Consider the following 14,723-nt stretch of genomic DNA (forward strand, 5'->3'; position numbering starts at 1 on the left):
TGCTAGCGCGTTCGTTTCAACCGGACCAGTGCCCCGTCGAACGCCTGCAAAAAGCGCGAGCGGTCCTCCTTGCCGAACGGCGCCGCGCCACCGCCAATCCCGATTCCTGCACGCAAATCCGCCATAATCGCACGTGTCGCGATCGCCGGGCCGATCGAGGCGGTGGTGAACGGCTTGCCGTTATGCGCAATCACCGTCGCTCCCGCTTTCAGGCACCGGTCGGCAAGCAGGATGTCGCCGGTAACCACCACCGACAGCGGACCGGCGCGCTCGGCGATCCAGTCATCCGCCTCATCGAATTTGTCGCCGACGATGATCCGCTCGATCAGAGAATGCACGGGAACGCGGAAGGGAGAATTGCTGACCACGCTGACCGGCACTTCATGACGCCAGGCGACCTTGTAGATTTCGTCCTTCACCGGGCAAGCATCGGCATCGACCAAAACGCGGACGGTGGGTTCTACGCTTCGGATGTCCAAAACATCGACCCCTTTGCCATCCAGCCGCAAGCTGCTCCCGTTACAATCAGCCCGAATGCTATTGGCTCACTTCCCGCGTCGCACACATACAAGCCACAGAATATCGCGGCTGTTGCGCCTCCAACGATCGCCCAACAGGCGCGCGGTCGTGCGATTGCGAGGTGATTTCCGAGAAAGACCATCGCGGACGCGCCAACAACCGAAATAAATCCACCGATGATGCCACCGACAAACATGGATATGGGCAGCAGCACGATAAAGCCTCCCAAATTACTCCCCGAAACTGTCACCGGATGCGGGACTTGGCCGTAAAGCGACGCCAATGCTGCGGTGCAGACGAACAATGGACCGGCCAGCAAGGCGGCGCGCATAACGCCGCCTGCCGGCGAACCGATCCGTTCCGCTCTCACGCCGCTGCCAGCTGACGATCGGTCAGCCATCCATTCACCTTGCGTCCGAAATGCGCAATCATCGCCATATTGAAGAAATGCATCGCACCCAGCACGATAACGGCGAGCCCGATCTTCGAGCTGAGGAACCGGATTGCCTCCGTCGGAGTCGTCGGTTCCGCGCCGAGCGAAAGAGTGAGCGTGATAAAGCCGATGTTCACGAGGTAGAATCCGACAACCAGTAAATGATTGGTCGAACGCGCAACCTGCGGATTATGCCCGAAGCATTCGATCAGGAAAACTTCGCCATTCTTCGAAAGGGTACGGGCGACCCAGATCGTGATACCGATGGTGACGACAAGATACAAAGCATAAGCAACCTCGGTCATGATATTCTCCTCTTTCAGTAAAAACAGAAATTGCCGCGCAAAAAAACTTAGCCATCTGGACGTTTTTTACGGCGCAATGGCGCAACAAAACGTGCCACCCGGCCACCGAGTTTCATCAAGGAAACCAACGTCGGCTTGGGCAGCACCCGAACCTGTTCGTACCAGCCTCCCAGCGTCCCAATAAACTCATGCATCCGCGCGATCCGTTCGCGGACATGAACGGGCAGGTCGTCATTCGCGCCGGCGCGCGCCGCCAGTTCGCCCAGAAAACCGATCGTTGGGTCGATCTCGCGACGCTTCCGTTCAGCGGCAATGCGCATGAGCATTTCCCACAAATCGGTCTCCGCCACGAAATGATCGCGACGGTCGCCCGTGACATGCGCGCGTCGGACGATGCCATAGCCCTGCAACTCCTTGAGCCCCGTCGAAACATTGGACCGCGCCAGCTTGAGCGCATCGACGATCTCGTCGGCAGGCAACGGGCGGTCGCTCAGATATAGGAGTGCGTGGATCTGGCTGACCGAGCGGTTGACACCCCAGTGTGTCCCCATCTCTCCCCAATGAAGGATAAACGCCTCGACTTCGGGTTGGGAAAGCAGCTTCACGACTCAGCCTATCGTTTCTGTAATTACAGAAATAGCTGAAGCACAGATATTCGTCAACTCTTATGTCGGTCACGGGGAAGGGGATCGACGAGCTTAATAAGGTGAGAGGGATCTACGACAGAAAACTCAATTAATTTGCGCTGCCCTCGGCCTCGTCGCCGCCGACGACCGCGCCGTCATCGGGTGCGAGTTCGGGCGTCCCATCGGTCAGCACCGCTTCGGCCTCTTCCTCGCCTTCCTCGATCCGCGCGGCTGAGACGACGTGTTCGTTTTCGGCGACGCGGAACAGGATCACGCCCTGCGTATTGCGCCCCGTCACGCGCACCGAACCGACCGTAGTGCGGATCAACTTGGCCTGATCGGTGACCAGCATCAATTGCTCGCCATTATGCGCCGGGAAGCTGGCCACGACCGGGCCGTTGCGGTCCGAACTGACGATGTTGGTGATGCCCTGGCCACCGCGATTGGTGCGGCGATATTCGAACGCCGACGTGCGCTTGCCATAACCATTGGCGGTGACGGTGAGGATGAAGTCCTCGCCCGCCTCGAACTCGGCCATGCGCTCGGGCGACAATGTGACCTCGCGTTCGCCTTCCTTCCACGGCGCCGCTTTGAGGTAATCCTCGCGCTCCTGCGGGGTCGCCGTAAAGCCACGCAGCACCGACATCGAAATCACTTCGTCGCCGGGGGCGAGCCGCGCGCCGCGTACGCCGGTCGAATCGCGGCTCTGGAATTCGCGCACATCGGTCGCCGCAAAGCGGATCGCCTTGCCCTGCTTGGTCGCCAGCAACACGTCGTCAGCCTCGGTCAGCAACGACACGCCGATCAGGCGATCGTCGGAACCGTCCTCGAACCGCATCGCAATCTTGCCGCTGGTGCGGATATTGGCGAACGCATCCATCGAATTGCGCCGCACCGAACCCTTGGCGGTGGCGAACATCACGTGCAGATCGCCCCAGCTTGCCTCGTCCTCGGGCAATGGCAGGACAGTCGAAATCGCCTCGCCCGCCGCGAGCGGCAGCAGGTTGATCATCGGCCGGCCCTTGGTCGCGGGACCACCTTCGGGCAGGCGCCAGACCTTCATGCGATAGACCTTACCCTCGGTCGAAAAGAACAGCACCGGGGTGTGGGTCGACGTGACGAACAGATGCGTCACGGCATCCTCGTCCTTGGTCGACATGCCCGCGCGACCCTTGCCGCCCTTATTCTGCGCGCGGAAGGTTTCGAGCGGGGTGCGCTTGATATAGCCGCCCATAGTCACGGTCACGACCATGTCCTCGCGCTCGATCAGGTCTTCGTCCTCGATCCCGTCGGCCGAACCGGCGATTTCGGTGCGCCGCGGGGTGGCGAAGGCATCGCGCACTTCGGTCAACTCGCCGCGCATGACGTCGTACAGCTTCACCCGGTCCGCGAGTATGCTAAGCAGTTCGGCAATACTATCTGCCAACGTGCGCAGCTCAGCACCGATTTCTTCGCGCCCCAGCCCGGTCAGCCGGTTGAGGCGCAGCTCGAGGATCGCGCGAACCTGCGTTTCCGACAGGCGATATTCGGCCTGATCGGCTTGCGGCTCGATCGCTTCGACCAACGCGATATACGGCGCGATTTCCCCGATCGGCCAGCTCCGCGCGAGCAGCTTTTCACGCGCATCGGCTGGGCTGGCGCTGCCGCGGATGATCCGCACCACTTCGTCGAGATTGGCAACGGCGGTCACCAGCCCGAGTAAGATGTGCGCCCGGTCGCGCGCCTTTGCGAGGCGGAATTTCGACCGCCGCGTGATCACCTCTTCGCGGAACTTGACGAATGCCTCGATCATGTCGCGCAGGTTGAGGAGTTCGGGCCGCCCGCCGCGGATCGCCAGCATGTTGCAGGCGAAGAAGCCTTGCGCCGGAGTGTGCCGCCACAATTGGTTGAGCACGACTTCGGGGGTCGCATCGCGCTTCAGGTCGATGACGATGCGCACGCCTTCGCGGTTCGATTCGTCGCGGATATCGCTGACGCCCTCGACCCGTTTGTCCTTCGCGGCCTCGGCGATTTTTTCGACCAGCGCATTCTTGCCTTGCTGATACGGAATTTCGGTCAGGATGATCGAACGCCGGTCGCCGCGTCCTTCCTCCAGCTTGTGACGACTGCGCAGCACGACCGAACCACGCCCGCTGGCATAAGCCGAACGGATGCCGGTTTGGCCGAGGATGATGCCGCCGGTCGGGAAATCGGGCCCCTTGACGATCTCGTTAAGCTGTTCGACCGTCACTCCACCATCGTCGATATAGGCGAAACACGCGTCGATCACCTCGCCGAGGTTATGCGGTGGAATATTGGTCGCCATGCCGACCGCGATCCCGCCCGCGCCGTTGACCAGCAGGTTCGGGAAGCGGGCAGGGAGCACTTGCGGCTCGCGCTCGCTGGCGTCGTAATTGGGCTGGAAGGTGACAGTGTCTTCGTCGATGTCCGCGAGCAACGCCTCGGCCGGTTTGGCGAGGCGCGCCTCGGTGTAGCGCATCGCCGCGGGGGTGTCGGGATCCATCGACCCGAAATTGCCCTGACCGTCGATCAGGGGCACGCGCATCGCCCAATCCTGCGTCATGCGGGCGAGGGCGTCGTAGATCGAGCTGTCGCCGTGCGGGTGGTATTTACCCATCGCGTCACCGACGATGCGGGCGCATTTGCGGTAAGCCTTGTTCGACGCAAAGCCGCTTTCATAGGCCGACCACAGGATGCGGCGGTGAACCGGCTTCAACCCGTCGCGCACGTCGGGCAACGCACGCGCGACGATCACCGACATCGCATAATCGAGGTAGCTCGCCTTCATCTCGTCGACGATGTTGACGGGTGAAATGTCGGACGGGTCGGTGATCACGGGGGCGTCGGTCATGGAGGTGAAATGAGACTCTCTTAGTGGTCTCCGCGCCCTAGCGCGCACACGCGCGCGAAGCCAGCAAAAGCACCCCGGGGAACATGCCGGTTCAAAGGCGGTTAAGGACCTGACCCGTCAATGGCGGCAACGCTTGTTTCGGCCCGCCCGCGAAGGTAGGCGCACGGGCAAAGGCTTTGAGGAGAGAAGACAATGAAGTTCGCATCGACGCTCGCTCTGGCGGTCGCCGCGCTTGCCGCCGGCAGCCCGGCGCTTGCCGCCAAGAAGGACGCGCCAGCTGCTGCCGCACCAGCGGCGTTCCAACCGCAATTCAGCAAGCCGTTCCGCGCCGCCGCCGGACCGGTTCAGGCGGCGCTGAAGGCGCAGGATGCAGCGGGTGCAAAGACCCAGATCGACGCGCTCGAAGCCGTCGCCTCATCGCCTGACGAAAAGTTTTACGTCGCGCAGTTCCGCCTTTCGCTGGCCCAGATGACCAAGGACACGGCGGCACAATCCAAGGCGTTGGATGACATGATCGCGAGCGGCAGTGCCGCGGTGAATGAGACGCCCGGCAAATACAATTATTACAGCGGTATATCGGCGTATCAGGCCAATGATTACGCCAAGGCGGCGATGCGCCTGAAGCCGGCGTCGGATGCCGGTTACAAGGCGGACGACCTCAATATCATGCTGGCGGATGCGAGCTTTCGCACCGGCCAGACGGCGCAGGGTACTGCCGCTGCGGACAAGGCGATCGCTGAAAAGAAGGCCGCTGGTCAGCCAGTACCCGAAGCCTGGTATCGCGTCGTCGTGTCGCAGACCTACAAGGCCAAGGACTATCCCACAACCAATCGCTATATGCGGCAGTTGATCTCGGCTTATCCGACCCCGACAAACTGGCGCGACGCGTTGGTTCTGTATCGTGACTCCGCAAAACTCGACCCAGCCACCGCAACCGACGTTTTTCGTCTGATGCGCGCAGCCAAGGCGCTCGATGGCGAGCGCGATTATTATGAATACGCCCTCTACGTCGATCAACGCGGCCTGCCTGGCGAAGCCAAGGCGGTGATCGACGAAGGCTATGCGCTGGGAAAAGCGCCGCGCACCAGCAAGGCCTTGGCGGACATCTACGCCTCGTCCAGTTCCAAGGTAGCGGCTGACCGGGCGTCGCTTGCCTCTGCCGAAAAAGCGGCGGCGGCAGGCGCCAATGGTCGCGTCGCCGCGAATACCGGTGACGCCTATCTCGGCTATGGCGACGATGCCAAAGCAGCGACCCTTTATCGCCTCGCGCTGCAAAAGGGCGGTGTGGATGTGGATGCGGTCAATACGCATCTGGGCATTGCCCTCGCGCGTCAGGGACAGGCGGCCGAAGCTAAGACTGTCTTCAGCCTCGTCAAAGGTCCGCGTGCCGAGATCGCAAATTACTGGATGACCTGGCTCGATCAGAAAGCAGGAACGCCCGCCGCGTAGCTGCGGTTGGATGTGCGACACGGGATTTACTCCCGTGTCGCCTTCGGCTTTAGGTGCGACGCGCGTGGGGCCTGTAGCTCAATTGGTTAGAGCCGGCCGCTCATAACGGCTTGGTTGCGGGTTCGAGTCCTGCCGGGCCCACCGCGCAGTTCGCGCACGGATTAGCGGAGCTAAGAGCGAGCCGCCCAATGCCGGACGGCGTCGCCATGCGACGACCGACAACGCGGCTTTGCCGCGGCGAGCAATCCGAGTCTGAATGCGCCGTGGCAGAGCCACGTCGTCGATTAGCGTATGACGCCGTCGGCCGCGCTTGGCCGCCTCGACCGCTGCTGCGCTGCGGCCCGCGCGATGGTCGGGGAGACAGGATTCGAACCTGCGACCCTCTGTTCCCAAAACAGATGCGCTACCAGGCTGCGCCACTCCCCGACATCGAACAGGTAGGCGATGCTCCCGGCATCGTCTAGATCATGCGGGGCATGATCGACCTGATCGACGCCCTTGGCACGGTAAAGCTTGGATGGCCAGCGCACCACGCACGAAAAAGGGCGCCGGGGGTGCTCCCGACGCCCTCGAATTCGAAACCGAGAAGCTTACTTCTTGGCTGCGTCGTGGATCGCATCGGCCTTGTTGACCGAAGCATCCTTCGCCGCGTCGGCCGCGTCGTGAAGGTTGTCGGCAGCATTGTCCGCAGCCGCTTCGCCGGCGGTGGTCGTCGCGTTGTCGGCAACCGCTTCCATGTTCTCGCCGGCATTGTCCAGCGCGGCTTCCTGGTTGTCACCAGCAGCCAGCGTGGCGTTTTCAGCCGGGGTCTTCTTCTCGCACGCGCCGAGCGTCATCAGGCCGGCGGCGCCGAGGATCAGGACCAATTTCTTCATAGCGTATTCCCCTGTGGGTTATGCAGTGCGCGCTCGGCCCTTGCCGCCGCGGTCGGTTGAATGACGGGTGGAGAAACGCGCGTCAATACGGATGGTTGCAGTCGCATTACGGCTTTGGCGCGGGCGCCAGCGCTTCCGGCGCATTGGCCACAACCGCCAGCATCGCCGTCCACGCCGCGACATTCTGGCGCAACTGAACCGGATCGATCCGGTCGAGCGTATCGTCGGCAGAATGGTGCGTGTCGAAATAACGCGTGCCGTCCTGACGCAGATCGACGACCCAGGCACCCTTGGCGATCGTGGCCTCGACGTCGGAACCGCCATGCGCCTCGCCTGGTCCCGCAGCGATACCCAATGGCGCGAGCGCTTCGGCGAGGCGCGCCTTGATCCCTGCAGCCGCCGGCGGCAGCTTGGTGTTGAATTGCCACACGCGATCCGCGCCGAAATCCGATTCGGCGGCGAACACATTATTGTCGGCACCGTGCGACTGTTGGTAGCCATCGCCGTCGCGCCCGCCGCCGATTTCTTCCGAGCCGAACCACACGACGCGGATCGTCCGCCGCGGCTTGATCCCTGAATCGAGGATGTGCTTGGCAGCGGCGGTGGTGATCGCCACGCCCGCGCCATCGTCGATCGCGCCGGTCGCCAGATCCCAGCTGTCGAGATGCCCGCCGATCACGACGACGCCCGCCGCCGGATCGCTGCCCGGGATTTCCGCAACGACTTGTCCCGAGGTCAGCACGCCAGCGTTGCGTGGGGTCAGCGTCAGATGGATTCGCACTGGCCCGCGCGTCGTCAGCCGCTCGATCAGCTCCGCATCGGGCACCGACAGTGCTGCGGCGGGGATGGGGGCAACGCCCTTGGCGAAATTCGTCACCCCGGTGTGCGGCATGCGGTGATGATCGCTGCCGACCGAACGGATCAGGATCGCCACCGCACCCTTCGACGCGGCAACCCCCGGCCCGGCAAAGCGGATTGGCCCGAACGCGCCATAGCTCGATCCATCCTGCGTTGGGGCCATGCGATGCGTGACGAAGGCGATCTTGCCCTTCAGGCTCCCCGCCGGTGCCGCCTGGAGCTGCGCCAGGCTGTCGAACCGCACTATCTCCGCGGTAATCCCGCCCGCCGGTGTCGCGCCGCTGCGGCCCAGCGCGGCCAGTGCCAGCCGCTGCGGATTCGGCCCGACGATTTCGCCCGCTTCCTCGCCGCGCACCCAGCCGTCGATCTTGAACTCGTCGATATGCACATTGGCAAAACCCAGTGCCTTGAGCTTTGCGACTCCCCACTCGCGCGCATGGCGTTCGGCCACCGATCCTGCGGGCCGTGCTCCGATTTCGGAAGTCAGCCCCTCGACCAGATCCCACGCCACCGTGTCGTTCAAAGCACCATCACGCAGCTGCGCGACGGCGGCGGCATCGGGCGCGGTCTGCGCCATCAAAGGAAAGTGCAGGGCGGCAAGCGCAAGCGCGACGAGTCTCTTCATGCCGCAGTCGCTAGCCAGCGCGGCAGGCAAAGGGAAGGCGTGTTCACGCGAAGGCGTGAAGCCGCGAAGAAGATGCATTCCTTCGCGGTTTCGCGCCTTTGCGTGAATCAGGTTTCCTGCTGCCCACGGCGCCTCGACGTTTGCCAAAAAGCGCCTCGCGCCCTACATGTGCGGTAAGCGATTTCCCACATCACCGAACCGAAAGACCCGACCCGATGGCCGCGCAATACGCCTATGTCATGAAGGACATGACCAAGACTTTCCCGGGCGCGCAAAAGCCCGTGTTGAGCAACATCTCGCTGCAATTCTATCAGGACGCCAAGATCGGCATCGTCGGCCCCAACGGCGTCGGCAAATCGACACTGATGAAGATCATGGCCGGCATCGACACCGATTTCACCGGTGAAGCCTGGCCCGGCGAGAACATCACCGTCGGCTATCTGGCGCAGGAACCGCAGCTCGATCCGACCAAGAACGTCCTCGAAAACGTCAAGGACGGCGCGCGCGAAACGGCCGACATGGTCGATCGGTTCAACGCCATTTCGGCGGAGATGGGCGATCCGCAGGACGATACCGATTTCGACGCGCTGATGGCCGAAATGGGTGAGCTTCAGGAAAAGATCGACGCGGTCGATGGCTGGACGCTCGACAACCAGCTCGAGATCGCGATGGAGGCGCTGCGCTGCCCGCCGTCCGACGCGCCGGTCGAAAACCTGTCAGGCGGTGAACGCCGCCGCGTCGCGCTCACCCGGCTGCTGATCCAGAAGCCGTCGATCCTGCTGCTCGACGAACCGACCAACCATCTCGACGCCGAAAGCGTCCAGTGGCTCGAAAACCATTTGAAGGAATATCCCGGCAACGTGCTGATGATCACGCACGACCGCTACTTCCTCGACAATGTCGTCAACTGGATCCTCGAACTCGATCGCGGGCGTTACTATCCATACGAAGGAAACTACTCCACCTATCTGGAAAAGAAGGCAAAACGTCTCGAACAGGAAGACCGCGAGGACGAGGGTCGCCAGAAAGCGATCAAGGACGAACTCGACTGGATTCGCCAATCGCCCAAGGCGCGCCAGACCAAGTCGAAGGCGCGTATCCGCGCGTTCGACGAACTGGTCGAGAAGCAGGGCGAACGCCGTGCGGGTGCCAACCAGATCCTCATCCAGATCCCCGAACGCCTCGGCGGCAAGGTGATCGAGGTGAAGGGCGTCAGCAAGGCGTATGACGACAAGCTCCTGTTCGAGGACCTGTCCTTCACGCTCCCGCCCGGCGGCATCGTCGGCGTCATCGGCGCGAACGGCGCGGGCAAATCGACGCTGTTCAAGCTGATCACCGGCCAGGAAACCCCCGATACCGGCAGTGTCGATATCGGCCCGACCGTCCATCTCGGCTATGTCGACCAGTCACGTGACGCGCTCGATCCGGGCAAGAACGTGTGGGAAGAAGTCAGCCAGGGCGCCGACCGCTTCACCTTCGGCAAGGCCGAGGTGAACACCCGCGCGTACGTCGGCGCGTTTAACTTCAAGGGCACCGACCAGCAGAAGAAAGTCGGCCAGCTATCCGGCGGCGAACGCAACCGCGTCCACATGGCCAAGATGCTGGCGACCGGCGGCAACGTCCTGCTGCTCGACGAACCGACCAACGACCTCGACGTCGAAACCCTCCGCGCATTGGAGGAGGCGCTAGAAAGCTTCGCCGGCTGCGCCGTGGTCATCAGCCACGACCGCTTCTTCCTCGACCGCCTCGCGACGCACATTTTGGCGTTCGAAGGTAACAGCCACGTCGAATGGTTCGAAGGCAATTTCGAGAGTTATGAAGAAGACAAACGGCGCCGTCTGGGTGATGCGGCGGATCGACCGACGCGGGTGGCGTATAAGAAGCTGACGCGGTAATCGCCGCTCAAAAGGTTTCCGCAGGTAAGATCGGCGCCTTTTTCAAATGCACGTCACCCTTACCTATAATGGTCAGGGTAACCCCTTCGCCTGCTTGTAGCAATTTTCCAACCGTTGCATCGTCAAATCCCTTAATCGGAATGGCATTTATGTGGGAAATCACCATGCCTGACACGATACCAGCAGATGATGCTGCACTTCCTGGCTCCACTGCCCCGATATATGCGCCATCGGGCACCGCTTTAAATGCGATTCCAAGTCGAGGTTTGGACGGATCGATAGGAACGGCGGCTGCCTGTTGAGCAGACATTGGCGGCAATAAGCCTTGGGCGATCGCTTTCTCGCATCCTATGCCGACAAAGTCGTAATCTCCGGAACCAACCTCAGAATAAACGATACGGCTGTTATTATAGACGACCACAAAACGCCGCGCGCCGACATAGCCACCCATACGGTTTCCCGATTATCCCTTTCACACACCTAGGGGCGGGCGGCATTTCCAACAAAGTCCAGTTCCAGTTTTAGCCGTTGCGCGTTTCTCGCGAGCCAGCTGATTGTGCACTCTACCGCAGCTTTGGTATTGTGCCGACCGATCACAAGCATCGCTTCACGGTCGTCCAGCGGATCGTGTCGAATGTCCTTTGCCCGACAGCGTCGTGCCGCTTGCGTTGCCTCCGCTGCGCTGGCGTTCGATCCCCGCACGTTCATCAATTCGGGATAGCCGGCCAAAGCCGCCGCCATTGCCAGTAGCCCGATCATAGATGCCCCCTGATTGTCCCTGACTCGCATAGCAGCGCGACAGCCCTTATGCATCCCGTCGATGGCCGAAACGCTCGCTGAATTGGTGACCGCCGATAAGATGATTGCCGCGCCAGCGGAGTGGTCTCGCGTAAACCGTTGCCTTGAGTTGAAGCTGCCCCTTGAGATCGCCGGGCTGGTCGAAGAGCAGTTCTTTTTCCGTGCGACGGCGCTCGCGCAGCTTCCCGATGAGCAAGTGACCTTTCAGCTTGAGTATCACGGCACCAACATACCCGGCGGCAACGGGCCGCTTTGTCGCTTCGAATGGAACCCGAAAAAGCCTCACGACAACAAGGGCCGGGGGCCTGTCGAGCTAAGGTTCTTCACACAAACTGGCTCCCATTTTCACTCTTTCGAAGACAACTGGTGCGAAGCCAACGGCGCGCTATTGCGCGACAACTTGCCGATATCGCGACCCATTTCGCATGATATTCAAGGGTTTACCGAATGCCTTGAGTTCGTTGGGAATCTGTTCAGAATCAAGAGCATAGGTGTTGTCAAAACGCCCGAATGGGTGCTAGATTTGGGTGTGTGGAATTGACATGGAAACTTTGACGAAAAGCGCCTTTGAAGACGCGGTTTCCAACGCCGTCCAGCGGCTCGCGTTCGTTCGCCATGAAGCGAGCGGGTCGTTCGTCACCACGTCGAACACCTATCCGAGCGGCGGTTCGGTCGTCGTTTGGATTCGGCGCGAGGCTCCGCACTTTTTGGTCTCGGACTTCGGGTTCGGATATCAAGAGTGTTCGATCATGGGCGCTGACCGCCGCCAGTTTTCAAAGCGGGCAGCGCCGATCGCCGAAGCCGCAGGCATTAATCTCACGCCGGATGGTGCATTCGAAGTGATGGTCACCGAGGGGCAGCTTCAGGGGGCGATCAAGGCCGTCGCAAACTGCTCACAGGAAGTCGCCATCAAGTTCGCTCACCGCATGTTTCAGCGGCAACGCGCCGACGTTGGAACTATCGTGTTTGAAAAGCTGGAACGTCTGTTCGGCGATAAGAACGTGGCGAAAGAGATCGACTTCGTGGGAGCGTCCAGTTCTCATTGGCGGATCGACGTTCGGGTGCAGCGTGGCGACATGATTGCGCTGTTCGATACAGTCACGCCCTGGGCTCAATCTGTAGCGTTCACCTTGGCAAAATTCGGCGATATCAAGCTGCTGGAAAGCGCGCCTGCGCGAACTGCGGTGCTTGCCTCAAAAACCGGTTACGGGACGTGGATGACCGCCTTGGCGCAGACGGGGAGCATCATACAGGCGGCGGCGAATGACGACGCCTACACGCGGGCAGCGCGCCTTTCCTTATGAGCGCGCGCCTCACACTTGCCCAAGCTATCGCAGCGGGTCGCGTTGAAGACTTTGCTGCCCAAGCTGAGGGGGACGGCATCGGCCCTGCCCCACGCGCTGCATTCGATGCACTGATTGGCGCTACAGTGCGCCGACCAGAAGATCGAACATCCCGTTCACCCGCGCGCGGTGGTTCGCGCGGAAAGTAAACTCCGACAGATAGCGCGGCAGATATTTTGGGCTGACCGCAACGTGCGTCGAACGGATCGACGCTTTGAACAGCCGCCAGAAGCCCTCCACGCTGTTGACGTGATGGTTCACGCCGGTCGTGTAGTCGTAGTAGGCGTATTCCTTCTGACCGTGCTTCACGGTGCCGTGCTGATACCCGTCGCCAGTGAGTAAGTTGTAGCTGTAGAGTTCGTCGGTCGACACGACTGAACCGGCTTCAACCTTGTCCAGAACCACGGCGCGCAGGGTCTCTTTCTTGACGTTCGGGATGACTTGCGCAGCCATACGACCGTCACGCGCCACGAGACCCATAACGATGGTCTTGTTCGGGGCACCACGACCGCGCTTACCGCCCGACGTGCGACCGCCGATGTAGGCTTCGTCCAGTTCGACGTGGCCCGAAAGCAGCGCGTCAAAGGTCTGCGCCTTTTCGGTCAGCTTGCGGATTTGGTCGCCGATGCGCCACGCGGTCTTATACGTCACGCCAAGCTGGCGTTGCAGTTCCTTGCCCGAGACACCGTGGCGCGTCGTGCAGAACAGATACATGGCATAGAACCACGAAACGAGCGGCGTCCGCGTGTCGTGCAGGATGGTGTTGGCAGTCGGCGCGATCTGAAACCGGCACTCGGGGCAGGCATAGACGCGGCGCTCGCGCAGCTTGTGGAACGTGACGCCGACCGTGCCGCAATCAGGGCAATCCATTGTCGTGCCGCCAAAGCGAACCGCCATGATGTGCTCAAGGCAGGCGTCCTCGTTCGGGAAGCGCGCGAAGAACTCGCGGACGTTGAACTCGGGGGAGGCGGAAGGGCTGCGCTTCGTCATGCCCTCTAACTAGGGAATGGTGCAGGGTGTGTCAAGGGGATAATCGGGTACGGTTTTTGCCGTTGACCAAGCCACATGTGAACCAGCCGGGAATTTTCTTTGAAAGAACTGGTTTCCAATAGCCGCCGGTTAAACCTCGATCCCAAGTAATTTGGGCAGCGCCCGGATCAAAAAAACCTGCCAGTAACACTGGCTCGGCCAATTCTTTAAAGGCGGCGAATGATATGGGAGCGGGGCCTGGATTGATCGGCGCGTCGTCTTTCTTTGCTTCCGCAGCCGTTGCAATCAGGCTTCCAGCTAGCAGCCAAGCTCCGCGCATGCCCATTTTCCCCATCTATCAGTATCAATTTCCAACGATAAAGCGCGATCACGCGGTGCTTGCAAGGCGGCGGCTCAAAGGGTTTTTGCTAGCGTCGCATAAACATCAAAAACCTTGCACAAATCCGCGCAGAATTGCATATTCGCGTCATGCCTCAGCTTAACATCTCCGTCCCCGATGGCCTGAAGGATTGGGCCGACGCCCGCGTCGCCGAGGGCAGCTATGCCAGCGCGAGCGATTATGTCCGCGACCTGATGCGCCGCGACCGCGAGCGGCGCGAGCAGCTTGCACGGCTGCAAGCCGAAATCGACATTGGCCGCGCTTCGGGTGTCGATCCGCGTCCGGCGCGGGAAGTGCTGGCCGAAATCCGCGCCAAGCATCTTGGCACGGGTTGACGTCAGCGCCGCCGCGCGCGGCGACATCGACGACATTATCGGCTTCAGCGTTGAGCGCTTTGGTCGGGACATAACCGACCGGTATATTGCCGGTCTCGACGAACTTTTGGGGCGGCTCGAACTCTACGCCGAACTGGGCTCACCCTATGTCGACGTCGCCCCGCCGCTGCGCGCAATCTCGTACCGCAGCCACAAGCTCTATTACGATTACGATGGTGCGATCGTCACGATTGTTCGCGTGCTCCATCAGTCGGCGGACGCCTCGGTCGCGCTGACAAACTAGGCGCGTAACTTTTCCCTTCCAAAATAGGGAATCGAAGCTGACGTGACCCCCGTTTCTTCATCCAGTTGGAACTAGAGACCGGCCCCTCGAAGGGACGGACAGATGAAGCGGAAGCATTTCACGGAAGAGCAGATCATTGGCATCCTGAAGGAGGCCGAG

At 61.3% G+C, this 14,723-nt stretch carries 17 protein-coding genes and 2 tRNA genes; 7 read left to right on the forward strand and 12 right to left on the reverse strand.

The genetic code is table 11. The features are described from left to right. Positions 1-2: 2 nt before the first annotated feature. The 5 genes from ACM9ME_RS06770 to gyrA all read right to left on the reverse strand — a co-directional run bounded on the left by ACM9ME_RS06770 (position 3) and on the right by gyrA (position 4,734). Positions 3-479 (reverse strand): YaiI/YqxD family protein, encoded by a 477-nt coding sequence (locus tag ACM9ME_RS06770; RefSeq protein WP_415642673.1) that lies wholly within the window; start codon positions 477-479, stop codon positions 3-5. Continuing rightward, positions 461-850, reverse strand: coding sequence for a hypothetical protein (locus ACM9ME_RS06775; RefSeq protein ID WP_415642674.1), 390 nt, complete (start codon positions 848-850; stop codon positions 461-463). Before ACM9ME_RS06775 ends, ACM9ME_RS06770 begins: the two co-directional genes overlap by 19 nt. A gap of 35 nt (positions 851-885) precedes the next feature. Continuing rightward, entirely contained in the window at positions 886-1,257 is a 372-nt protein-coding gene (locus ACM9ME_RS06780) for a hypothetical protein (protein WP_415642675.1), read from the reverse strand. Positions 1,258-1,304: 47 nt separating this feature from the next. Further along, positions 1,305-1,862 carry a GbsR/MarR family transcriptional regulator gene (locus tag ACM9ME_RS06785; protein WP_415642676.1) on the reverse strand — a complete coding sequence of 186 codons (558 nt, stop codon included), beginning with the start codon at positions 1,860-1,862 and terminating at the stop codon, positions 1,305-1,307. 130 nt (positions 1,863-1,992) lie between these two features. Further along, entirely contained in the window at positions 1,993-4,734 is a 2,742-nt protein-coding gene (gene gyrA / locus ACM9ME_RS06790; protein WP_415642677.1) for a DNA gyrase subunit A, read from the reverse strand. 192 nt (positions 4,735-4,926) lie between these two features. Between gyrA and ACM9ME_RS06795 the strand changes: the two genes are divergently transcribed. After that, on the forward strand, positions 4,927-6,183 hold the full coding sequence (locus ACM9ME_RS06795; protein WP_415642678.1) for a hypothetical protein: 1,257 nt from the start codon (positions 4,927-4,929) through the stop codon (positions 6,181-6,183). A gap of 67 nt (positions 6,184-6,250) precedes the next feature. After that, positions 6,251-6,324 (forward strand) — tRNA-Ile (locus ACM9ME_RS06800). Between the two features lie 208 nt (positions 6,325-6,532). Here ACM9ME_RS06800 and ACM9ME_RS06805 read toward each other — a convergent pair. From ACM9ME_RS06805 to ACM9ME_RS06815, 3 genes are all read right to left on the reverse strand, one after another. After that, positions 6,533-6,609, reverse strand: a tRNA-Pro gene (locus tag ACM9ME_RS06805). Between the two features lie 164 nt (positions 6,610-6,773). Then, on the reverse strand, positions 6,774-7,058 hold the full coding sequence (locus tag ACM9ME_RS06810) for a hypothetical protein (protein ID WP_415642679.1): 285 nt from the start codon (positions 7,056-7,058) through the stop codon (positions 6,774-6,776). Between the two features lie 106 nt (positions 7,059-7,164). Continuing rightward, positions 7,165-8,541 carry a M20/M25/M40 family metallo-hydrolase gene (locus ACM9ME_RS06815; protein ID WP_415642680.1) on the reverse strand — a complete coding sequence of 459 codons (1,377 nt, stop codon included), beginning with the start codon at positions 8,539-8,541 and terminating at the stop codon, positions 7,165-7,167. 215 nt (positions 8,542-8,756) lie between these two features. Between ACM9ME_RS06815 and ettA the strand changes: the two genes are divergently transcribed. Next, the gene (ettA, locus tag ACM9ME_RS06820; RefSeq protein WP_415642681.1) at positions 8,757-10,436 is read left to right on the forward strand and encodes an energy-dependent translational throttle protein EttA; all 1,680 of its coding nucleotides are present in this window, start codon (positions 8,757-8,759) and stop codon (positions 10,434-10,436) included. A 7-nt stretch (positions 10,437-10,443) separates the two neighbouring features. Here ettA and ACM9ME_RS06825 read toward each other — a convergent pair whose 3' ends face one another. Both ACM9ME_RS06825 and ACM9ME_RS06830 read right to left on the reverse strand, forming a co-directional pair. After that, a complete protein-coding gene (locus ACM9ME_RS06825; protein WP_415642682.1) occupies positions 10,444-10,887 on the reverse strand; it encodes a hypothetical protein in 444 nt (147 codons plus the stop codon). 29 nt (positions 10,888-10,916) lie between these two features. Further along, positions 10,917-11,195: a hypothetical protein gene (locus tag ACM9ME_RS06830; protein WP_415642683.1), complete on the reverse strand. Its 279-nt coding sequence runs from the start codon at positions 11,193-11,195 to the stop codon at positions 10,917-10,919. A gap of 61 nt (positions 11,196-11,256) precedes the next feature. Here ACM9ME_RS06830 and ACM9ME_RS06835 point away from each other — a divergent pair, with 61 nt between their 5' ends. Then, entirely contained in the window at positions 11,257-11,775 is a 519-nt protein-coding gene (locus ACM9ME_RS06835) for a hypothetical protein (RefSeq protein ID WP_415642684.1), read from the forward strand. Between the two features lies 1 nt (position 11,776). Beyond that, positions 11,777-12,538, forward strand: coding sequence for a hypothetical protein (locus ACM9ME_RS06840; protein ID WP_415642685.1), 762 nt, complete (start codon positions 11,777-11,779; stop codon positions 12,536-12,538). Positions 12,539-12,658: 120 nt separating this feature from the next. Here ACM9ME_RS06840 and ACM9ME_RS06845 read toward each other — a convergent pair whose 3' ends face one another. Beyond that, the gene (locus ACM9ME_RS06845; protein ID WP_415642686.1) at positions 12,659-13,567 is read right to left on the reverse strand and encodes an IS1595 family transposase; all 909 of its coding nucleotides are present in this window, start codon (positions 13,565-13,567) and stop codon (positions 12,659-12,661) included. Between the two features lie 31 nt (positions 13,568-13,598). Continuing rightward, positions 13,599-13,892, reverse strand: a complete 294-nt coding sequence (locus tag ACM9ME_RS06850) for a hypothetical protein (RefSeq protein ID WP_415642687.1) — start codon at positions 13,890-13,892, stop codon at positions 13,599-13,601. A gap of 143 nt (positions 13,893-14,035) precedes the next feature. Between ACM9ME_RS06850 and ACM9ME_RS06855 the strand changes: the two genes are divergently transcribed. Both ACM9ME_RS06855 and ACM9ME_RS06860 read left to right on the forward strand, forming a co-directional pair. Further along, positions 14,036-14,281 (forward strand): type II toxin-antitoxin system ParD family antitoxin, encoded by a 246-nt coding sequence (locus ACM9ME_RS06855; RefSeq protein ID WP_415642688.1) that lies wholly within the window; start codon positions 14,036-14,038, stop codon positions 14,279-14,281. Beyond that, complete coding sequence (locus ACM9ME_RS06860; protein WP_415642689.1) at positions 14,268-14,564, forward strand: type II toxin-antitoxin system RelE/ParE family toxin; 297 nt, start codon at positions 14,268-14,270, stop codon at positions 14,562-14,564. The genes ACM9ME_RS06855 and ACM9ME_RS06860 overlap by 14 nt, the downstream gene beginning before the upstream one ends. Positions 14,565-14,723 lie beyond the last annotated feature (159 nt).

This window comes from Sphingomonas antarctica, assembly GCF_965137005.1.
In the GTDB taxonomy this organism is placed as follows: domain Bacteria; phylum Pseudomonadota; class Alphaproteobacteria; order Sphingomonadales; family Sphingomonadaceae; genus Sphingomonas_O; species Sphingomonas_O antarctica.

Coding starts and splice junctions, on each gene's coding strand:
- gyrA (WP_415642677.1), bottom strand. CDS start 4,734: ATGACCGACGCCCCCGTGATCACCGACCCGTCCGACATTTCACCCGTC.
- ACM9ME_RS06850 (WP_415642687.1), bottom strand. CDS start 13,892: ATGGGCATGCGCGGAGCTTGGCTGCTAGCTGGAAGCCTGATTGCAACG.
- ACM9ME_RS06840 (WP_415642685.1), top strand. CDS start 11,777: ATGGAAACTTTGACGAAAAGCGCCTTTGAAGACGCGGTTTCCAACGCC.
- ACM9ME_RS06845 (WP_415642686.1), bottom strand. CDS start 13,567: ATGACGAAGCGCAGCCCTTCCGCCTCCCCCGAGTTCAACGTCCGCGAG.
- ACM9ME_RS06825 (WP_415642682.1), bottom strand. CDS start 10,887: ATGGGTGGCTATGTCGGCGCGCGGCGTTTTGTGGTCGTCTATAATAAC.
- ACM9ME_RS06775 (WP_415642674.1), bottom strand. CDS start 850: ATGCGCGCCGCCTTGCTGGCCGGTCCATTGTTCGTCTGCACCGCAGCA.
- ACM9ME_RS06835 (WP_415642684.1), top strand. CDS start 11,257: ATGGCCGAAACGCTCGCTGAATTGGTGACCGCCGATAAGATGATTGCC.
- ACM9ME_RS06815 (WP_415642680.1), bottom strand. CDS start 8,541: ATGAAGAGACTCGTCGCGCTTGCGCTTGCCGCCCTGCACTTTCCTTTG.
- ACM9ME_RS06855 (WP_415642688.1), top strand. CDS start 14,036: ATGCCTCAGCTTAACATCTCCGTCCCCGATGGCCTGAAGGATTGGGCC.
- ACM9ME_RS06810 (WP_415642679.1), bottom strand. CDS start 7,058: ATGAAGAAATTGGTCCTGATCCTCGGCGCCGCCGGCCTGATGACGCTC.
- ACM9ME_RS06780 (WP_415642675.1), bottom strand. CDS start 1,257: ATGACCGAGGTTGCTTATGCTTTGTATCTTGTCGTCACCATCGGTATC.
- ACM9ME_RS06830 (WP_415642683.1), bottom strand. CDS start 11,195: ATGATCGGGCTACTGGCAATGGCGGCGGCTTTGGCCGGCTATCCCGAA.
- ACM9ME_RS06795 (WP_415642678.1), top strand. CDS start 4,927: ATGAAGTTCGCATCGACGCTCGCTCTGGCGGTCGCCGCGCTTGCCGCC.
- ettA (WP_415642681.1), top strand. CDS start 8,757: ATGGCCGCGCAATACGCCTATGTCATGAAGGACATGACCAAGACTTTC.